6 protein-coding genes are annotated in these 4792 nt (G+C 52.1%); 2 read left to right on the top strand and 4 right to left on the bottom strand.

Features of this window, described 5'->3' with window-relative positions; translation table 11 throughout:
- Nucleotides 1-448: hypothetical protein (locus ABD892_RS11690; protein WP_345195852.1), on the top strand; the 448-nt coding region annotated here is incomplete at its 5' end.
- A gap of 224 nt (nt 449-672) precedes the next feature.
- Here ABD892_RS11690 and ABD892_RS11685 read toward each other — a convergent pair.
- Nucleotides 673-993 carry a helix-turn-helix domain-containing protein gene (locus tag ABD892_RS11685; RefSeq protein ID WP_345195851.1) on the bottom strand — a complete coding sequence of 107 codons (321 nt, stop codon included), beginning with the start codon at nt 991-993 and terminating at the stop codon, nt 673-675.
- A 167-nt stretch (nt 994-1160) separates the two neighbouring features.
- On the opposite strand from ABD892_RS11685, the gene ABD892_RS11680 reads away from it, so the two are divergent.
- Nucleotides 1161-2684: a flavin-containing monooxygenase gene (locus ABD892_RS11680; protein ID WP_345195849.1), complete on the top strand. Its 1524-nt coding sequence runs from the start codon at nt 1161-1163 to the stop codon at nt 2682-2684.
- Between the two features lie 48 nt (nt 2685-2732).
- On the opposite strand, the gene ABD892_RS11675 is transcribed toward ABD892_RS11680, so the two are convergent.
- From ABD892_RS11675 to ABD892_RS11665, 3 genes are all read right to left on the bottom strand, one after another.
- On the bottom strand, nt 2733-3302 hold the full coding sequence (locus ABD892_RS11675) for a hypothetical protein (RefSeq protein ID WP_345195848.1): 570 nt from the start codon (nt 3300-3302) through the stop codon (nt 2733-2735).
- A 210-nt stretch (nt 3303-3512) separates the two neighbouring features.
- The gene (locus tag ABD892_RS11670; RefSeq protein ID WP_345195847.1) at nt 3513-4202 is read right to left on the bottom strand and encodes an MOSC domain-containing protein; all 690 of its coding nucleotides are present in this window, start codon (nt 4200-4202) and stop codon (nt 3513-3515) included.
- Nucleotides 4203-4250: 48 nt separating this feature from the next.
- A complete protein-coding gene (locus tag ABD892_RS11665; protein ID WP_345195846.1) occupies nt 4251-4637 on the bottom strand; it encodes a hypothetical protein in 387 nt (128 codons plus the stop codon).
- Between the last annotated feature and the right edge of the window lie 155 nt (nt 4638-4792).

Raw genomic sequence — 4792 nt, 5'->3', positions numbered from 1 at the left:
GTTTTGTGCAAAAACTGTACTCTGTTGCCAAAAGTACGGCCAGCTTGCTCACATTCCCAAGGTTAAGCGGGATTTAAGGGTAGGGTACACAAGCGCTCGCTGGCAATTGTATCGTGGTTACGGCGCAGCATTGGGAACCTCTACGTTTGGGAGTAGGGCCAGAGCCCGGTTATCAAAGTATCGAGGCAGACCCGATACTGCACCCAGAAATGTGAACTGTGCTGAGTTGGTCATACTGGCCTACCAGCTCGTTGTGGGTATTGAGGAGGAAAGTTACGGTTTTATCAAACTTGATGCCAAACATACTACGCCAGGGACGCTCGCACACTATCTGTATAACAACCCGTTTTGGCAAATCGTTAGCAGTGGCACGCCTGATGACGATGATACGGATGATCTTGATGACAGCTTTGACTTCTCACAAATGGAAAGTGGGGTCGCTCTATGATTACAGCACGGATACACGCCCTGCCGCCCTGTTTTCATCGAGGGTTCATTACCAGCACTGATAACGACGATCGGGCTCTGCGTCAGTGCTCACATCCTGGGTACTGTTGAAGCGCACCCATATTTCCAGCACATAACTGCAGAAGGAGCTTGACCCTTGCTTTACCGGCTTCCTCAGTAACACATGAGCCCATACGGTCATAGCCTCTTGGCGGTGTCATCCCTTCACTCGCAGAAAGCCAGTTCGACACTGTCAAAAACATCTGCCAGGTGTTTCTTCACCCACTCCCGCCGGTACATCCCCCAGTCACGCAGTACGTAGTAGCCGGCATTATGCTGCTGTCCTCTGAACCCGGACTCACTGGCATGGTAATCCTGCACATACTCGACCGTGATCCCCCAAGCGGGCAAACGCTTGATCGCATCCTGAAGGGTACGGCGTGGCCAGCCCGTGCGGGCTTGCAAATTAGGTACGTTGGGATGCTCCATTGTATCGATCAACCAGGCCAGGGCCAGGTGACGACAAAGGGTCGAATTCAGCGCCATGGGTTCCTCCAGACTATCGTGCGGCAACTGTAACACGAATTCAGCGCCAGACGGTCAGCAACTGCCACCTTCATTGTCATTTCCGCACCGCCCCTTCACGAGACCATCGTTCCGTTTTAGTATTGACCGTTGCTGCTCGTCATAATAAAAATAAGAGGCGCACCACTATGTCAGCCCAGGATACTCCCCTGCTGGATGTCGCGATTATCGGAAGCGGCTTCTCCGGCCTGTGCATGGCCATCAAGCTGAAAGAGGCCGGCATCCATAATATTCGCATCCTGGAAAAAGCGGCCGAAGTGGGCGGCACCTGGCGGGAGAACACCTATCCCGGCGCCGCCTGTGATGTGCAGAGCCACCTTTATTCCTATTCCTTCGCCGGCAAGGCGGACTGGAGCCACGTCTTTTCCGGCTGGGAAGAGATCCAGAACTATATCCTCGACTGTGCGGTACGTTACGAGCTGAAGCCTCATATTCAATTCAATACAACGGTGACCGGCGCACAATTCAATGAGGAGGACGGCAGCTGGGTTATTTCTACAGCAGATGGCGAACCCGTTCATGCCCGCTGCCTCATTCTGGGGACAGGCCCCCTCCATGTACCCGCGATTCCATCCATCCCCGGTCTGGAGAGTTTTACCGGTGAAATCTTCCATTCATCGCAGTGGAACCATGACTATGACCTGGCCGGCAAGACCGTCGCCTCCATCGGCACCGGCGGCAGCGCCATCCAGTATATGCCGGAAGTGGCGAAAAAAGCCGCAAAATTGCATGTATTCCAGCGAACCCCGGCTTGGGTGATGCCCCGTAATGAGCGGGCTTATACCCGCCTGGAAAAAGTGCTGTTCCGCAAGGTGCCGTTGCTCCGCAAGGCTTACCGGTCGATGTTGTACTGGATTAATGAATCCCGTGTCACCCTGATGCTGAACCCACGCATCGCCAAACTGATGGAAGGGATGGCTCGTCTGCACCTGCGTTTCAAGGTCAAGGATCCTGTCACCCGCCAGAAACTGACGCCGGACTACACCATTGGCTGTAAGCGTATTCTTATTTCCAACCAGTACTACCCTGCCTTTAACAGGGAAAATGTGGAGCTGGTGACTGACGGTATCCAGGCCATTCGTGAAAACAGCATCGTCACGGCCAATGGCGAGAAACGCCCGGTGGATGCCATCATCCTGGGCACCGGATTTGTGGCTGACCCCTGCCAGTACATGAAACACTTCCCGATCACCGGCCTGAAGGGTCAGCGCCTGCTGGATACCTGGAAAAACGGCGCGGAAGCCTATCTGGGCATGAGTGTGTCCGGATTCCCCAACCTGTTCCAGATGGTCGGCCCCAACACCGGGCTGGGTCATAACTCCATGATTTTCATGATTGAATCCCAGAGTCGCTACATTGTTGATGCCATTCGGCACCTCAAGGCCAAAGAGGCGGGATATATGGATATCCGCGCCGATATTCAGCGGGACTTTAACGTAGGGCTGCAAAAGAAACTGGTTGGGACGGTCTGGCAAACCGGCTGCCAGAGCTGGTACAAGCGAGCGGATGGCAAGAACTTTACATTATGGCCGGGAACGACGTTCCGGTATCGGTGGGAAACACGAAAAATACAGCCGGACTGCTATGAATGGAGAACAAGTGTCCGTTCAAATGCTGAAAGTATTAAACTGGAGGCACTCACTGAGAGCTGAGAAAAGATAAAAAGAGCAACTGCCAGCACCTCGCTAAGTTGCTCGCATTTACACATGATAAACCACTTGCCTGAAGCGGCTGTTGGCACTATCCCAAACCCACTGTTCCCGTGAGATGATATTGCCATTGGGATCTCGCCTGATGGTATCAGGCCCCATGTTGTCGATAATATGCTGCGTAGCCTTCTCCTGGCTAGTATTCAGCATCGATTGAACCTCAACATTCGCCATACATGGAAGCTGTTGATATAGCATTTGTGCACGGTATCGATCATAGGCCAAACACATTTGTAACGTTTCACTGTCAGTCGTCATGAACGATGCAGTGACAGATGGGTTCAATAGACTGGTCGCCTCGCGGTAAAAAGAAACCTCTGCCCCCGTAAGCGTCTTATGGTATGCAGGTGGATTAGCACCAATATTTTCATTTATCCGCCTTACAGGTTGGTCACTTAAACTGACCGGTCTCTGACCCCAATAGGACAACGGTAACGAGGAAGGGCTGACGGTTTTCTTAAGGCGGTCAGACTGATCAATCGCACTCTGCCATTGCTGAATGATTTGCGCCTGCCTGTAACCGGGGTATGGATCACGAATATACGTAGTCTGAATCGCCATTATCTTTCGCCTTGAATCAGAGAACTTTGGTTGCTAATCATGTGACAACCGTATGCCTGACAAGTTCCCACAATTGAGAACCAAAGCCCTCCCGAATAGCTCTTCTCTACTCAGTTTTTCCTATCGGTATCCATTCCCTGATCAAATCAATGGGTACTATGATTTAGCACAATTGCCGTTTTGACCGGTTAAGCAACACTAACACCCCCGTTACGACTCTCCTAGCCCCAGCAACCTGAAAGTCCAGTTTTCAACCGTTTGGGTTTCCAGGCGGTGTACAACCTTGATCATCCAGCTATCCGATAATTTTGTTTGCTGTTTTAATCGGTGCAATCCCTCCTTGCTGAGTGGGTCACCGAAAAAATATTCGCAAACCTGCTGAATGGATAAGGCATTACTCTCCCGTTCATCCAGCACCAACGCATCCTGCACACTGACTCTGCCCGGCTGAATGACACGGTACAACCATCCGCAGCGGCTGAGTCCCTGCATCTCTACAGAAAAGCGATCGATTCCCCAACGCTGACTGAGTTTGAAGCACGGCGACCGGGGCTGACTGACCTCAATAATGGCCTCTCCCCAACGATAACGATCCCCCAGGCAGACAGCCTCTTCCAGCATACCTTCCGTGCTCAGGTTTTCACCCATGCCCGGTGCTCGCCAGTCATGATCCGCACCGTATTTCTGCTGCCAGTAGGCATAGTGTTCGAGTGGGTATTGGTGCAGCGCCCGTTCTTTTCCGCCATGATGGCGACGGTCGGCACAGACATCCCCTTCCAACCCTTCCCAGGAAAGGTACAGGCTTTCTTCTACCGACACTTTATCTATGGCTGTTTGAAAGCCGTAGCGTTGTGCTACGTTGCCACGAAAAACACCTTTCAGAACCATTGCGTCTTTCACACCGTTTCCCGTTAAACCAATGTGTTGCACTTATGAGCGTACAACCCATTACTTCATTATTTGATCCAGCAAAACCCGGGCGCGTTCCTTGTACTCCGTGTCGGTAATCACGCCATCGTCCAGGGCGGCTTTCAGTTTGAAGAATTTTTCATCGGCGGCCTGACGCTCTTTTTCTGATTGGTTTTTCCAGGCATTCCAGGCCCGGGAAATCGCCTCAATGGAAAACGTTCCCCCTGTCACGGCGTATACGATGATCCATCCCGTCGCGCCCACTGTGCCGACCGGGGCAAAGGCCGGAACGGACAACAAGATCCCGATCGCCGTGGCGCCGGCCAGGAGGGATTTGATGAATATATTCTCTTGAATCGATTGCGGCACGAAGTTGAAGACGATACCGCGGATCTGGCTGGCGGATAGTTTCGGCATTATTGTCATGTCACTTTCAAGCTGGCGAACAGAACGTCAATCGGTGCCATGATACAACAGACCTGTCGTGAAGTGATTCACTCCCTTAACTCCCGCTTAACGATCTGAAGAAGTAAGGCTAAATTGAATGAAGAGAGCGTCCCCTGTGCTCTTCAGGCAAAATA

The organism is Kistimonas scapharcae (assembly GCF_039540975.1).
Classification (GTDB): domain Bacteria; phylum Pseudomonadota; class Gammaproteobacteria; order Pseudomonadales; family Endozoicomonadaceae; genus Kistimonas; species Kistimonas scapharcae.
The sequence above is the reverse complement of the archived record's forward strand: the minus strand, read 5'-3'. Positions and strand labels throughout refer to the sequence as shown.

Excerpts from the sequence above, each read along its gene's own strand:
- ABD892_RS11680 (WP_345195849.1), top strand. The coding sequence starts at position 1,161 with ATGTCAGCCCAGGATACTCCCCTGCTGGATGTCGCGATTATCGGAAGC.
- ABD892_RS11665 (WP_345195846.1), bottom strand. The coding sequence starts at position 4,637 with ATGACAATAATGCCGAAACTATCCGCCAGCCAGATCCGCGGTATCGTC.
- ABD892_RS11675 (WP_345195848.1), bottom strand. The coding sequence starts at position 3,302 with ATGGCGATTCAGACTACGTATATTCGTGATCCATACCCCGGTTACAGG.
- ABD892_RS11685 (WP_345195851.1), bottom strand. The coding sequence starts at position 993 with ATGGCGCTGAATTCGACCCTTTGTCGTCACCTGGCCCTGGCCTGGTTG.